General features: G+C 54.8%; 2 protein-coding genes and 1 pseudogene. 1 reads left to right on the top strand and 2 read right to left on the bottom strand.

Features of this window, described 5'->3' with window-relative positions; genetic code table 11:
- The first annotated feature begins 85 nt into the window (after window positions 1–85).
- Window positions 86–334, top strand: coding sequence for a hypothetical protein (locus OKC31_RS21475; protein ID WP_270657736.1), 249 nt, complete (start codon window positions 86–88; stop codon window positions 332–334).
- A gap of 304 nt (window positions 335–638) precedes the next feature.
- Here the strand turns inward: OKC31_RS21475 and OKC31_RS21470 are convergent, their stop codons facing one another.
- Both OKC31_RS21470 and OKC31_RS21465 read right to left on the bottom strand, forming a co-directional pair.
- Window positions 639–1,817, bottom strand: coding sequence for an ABC transporter substrate-binding protein (locus OKC31_RS21470; RefSeq protein WP_270657735.1), 1,179 nt, complete (start codon window positions 1,815–1,817; stop codon window positions 639–641).
- 360 nt (window positions 1,818–2,177) lie between these two features.
- A pseudogene (locus tag OKC31_RS21465) lies at window positions 2,178–2,432 on the bottom strand (transposase); the annotation flags it as partial.
- Window positions 2,433–2,493: the final 61 nt, after the last annotated feature.

Here is a 2,493-nt window from a genome sequence, read left to right as displayed (position 1 = left end):
CTGGATAATGCCGCGCCGTTCCCTGGCAACGGACATGGGCTGATGCAACTGGAGCGGAATTAGGATCAGCTATTTAGAGATACAGATGACGAGGCTGGAATGGTCAAATGCGCAGGTAGAAACGCGGGTAGAAGCGCGGGTAGAACCCAAACCCAAGACACCGGAGCTGGTACTGGCTCTGTTGTCGGCGGAGCCTGATTTGACGCTAAAAGAGGTGGCACTTCGGCTTGATAAAGCAACCAGTACCATAGAGCGGGCCGCCTCTGGTCTGGTCAAAGCCGGTCGCTTACGTTTTGTCGGGCCGCGCAAGCGTGGTCGGTGGGAGCTGTTGTGATGAAAGAGACAGGCAACGAATTCCCAACTCTCAGTGCTTGAGTCTCCTTTGGCGCCATCTTTGTGTTTTGCTCGCGGTAAACGCTGGGCTTCGCAGGCTCAGCACCAGCCTACAACGGTTTTTGCCGGATGCATGGCTGTCCTTTGGTGATCTCGGATGCTCATTAAAAAACATCAACAAAATCAGATAGCAATAAAATACCAAATAAAATCAATAAGATATGATATATTGATTTTATTTGGTATTTTATTGCTATTTCACTGGCGCTGTGGCTTGGGCAGGCGCTGGGCGGCGTCTGGGGTTATCAAGGCGGGGGGACGCCGGTGGGTGGTGTGGTTAGAGGGAGCGGGTTGGCGGGGTAGTGTTGCTGGCGCAGCGCCTCCAGTTGGGTGAGGGTGTGCTCTATATCGGGGTGGCTGGCAAATCGGGCCATGATGGGGGTGGCGGCCCGGTCAAAGTCCGGCGGCACATCCCGATCGAAGTATTGGGCAAAACCGGCGGCGCCCTGCAGCACCTGCTTGCTGGCCGCTTGAATGGCGGAGAGCTGTTGCTGGCTTTGCCGGTGGGGGGAGAAGGTGCCGAGCTGGTGATTGAGCCGGAGCTGCACCTCGGGGCGGCCCAGATAGGCCAGCAGGAGCTTGACCTCCATCATGCGCGGATTGGCGCGGGCCGGTAGCACGAAGAGATCCAGCGGGGCATCTTCATAGCGCGGCATATCGGCGCGCAGGGTGGGAAAGGGCAGGGTCTGGATGTCGTCACTGCGCTGTTTGGGGATGGCAAAACTGCCCATCAGTGTCATGGCTCCCTTGCCGTAGTAGAGGTAGGAGATGCTGTCGTTCCAATCCAGCCGGGTCATGTTGTCATTGAAGCAGCGGGCCGCGATCAGTTGTTGCCAGTGGCTGAATACCTGCCGGATGCGCGGATCCCGGTAATCCACAGCACCGCGTGTCACCTGCTGGTGAAAGGCCAGGCCGTTGAGACGCAGGTTGAGATAGTCAAACCAGGCGAGGGCTGGCCAGCTTTCTTTTGTGCCCAATATCAGCGGCACTATTCCCTTGTTGCGTAACAGGGTGCAGCTTTGCAGCAGTTGTGTCCAGGTGGTCGGCGGGGTGAGCCCGGCGCGTTGCAGGGTGCTTTTGGAGTAGAAGAGGCCCCAGTGGTAGTAGCTGTAGGGCAGGGCGTAGGTGTGTCCCTGCCAGGAGACGGCGGCCTGCATGGCCTTGCCGAAACTGGCTTGCCAATCCTGCTGTTGCCACAGCTCATCCATGGGTCTCAAGGCGCCTTGACGGGCATAGGCCAGCAGGCGCTCGCCACCTTGCCAGTAGAGCAGATCCGGTGAGGTACCCGCCACCAGCCAGTGAGGAAAGCGGGCCTTGTACTCGCTGTCTGTGTAGGCCAGCAATTGCACCCGGATACCGGTTTCGGTGTGGAAATCCCGTAGCACGGCCACAAAATTATCCCGCTGCTGTTTGTTGCCATGCATCACGGCCAGCTCCAGCGCCCCACTCTGGCAAAAGGGGAAACTGCAAACCAGTAGAGCTAACGCCCTTATCAACTGCCTGGACATGGTAGTGATCCGAAGAAGGCCATGCATTGAGTCTAGCACACGGATTTTCGCTGTGTTGGCGGAGGGATGGCCTGGATCTGGAGTACCAAGACTAAGTGATTCTTTAATAAATCATTATAAATCAAATAGATACAAAATAATCAATATAATCAACAAGATATAACTCATTGATTATATTGAATTTAATATTGCTGTTGGTTACTGCTGCCAGGGGTGGCGCGAGGGGTGGGCTAAAAGAGTGATTCACCCAGGGCGGGAGCACACTTTATTGATATTTTAACCAAAGAATAACTGAGCCCGATAGTCGTCATTCCAGCCGGCTCTTTTTAGCTTGTTTCTCTGACTTCGAGCACCACAATTGCTCTGTTTTACGATATTCAATACGAACCGCCGGAATAGCGCCATATTCTCGACCGCATCCTCCATCGCTATCCTGGAAGCATCCTCGTTGAACACCACATCAAGAATGTAATGCTGGCTGTTCTCTATCCGCCAGTGCTGCCGTATATAGTGCCCTAAATAGCTGTTCCGAATAGTAGATCACCGGAGGAAGGGAACTCAGTCCAGTTTGTGCGATCTGATTAGTCGCTAA

The sequence above is a fragment of the Aeromonas sp. Y293-4 genome (assembly GCF_027705905.1).
Lineage (GTDB): Bacteria > Pseudomonadota > Gammaproteobacteria > Enterobacterales > Aeromonadaceae > Aeromonas > Aeromonas veronii.
The sequence above is the reverse complement of the archived record's forward strand: the minus strand, read 5'-3'. Positions and strand labels throughout refer to the sequence as shown.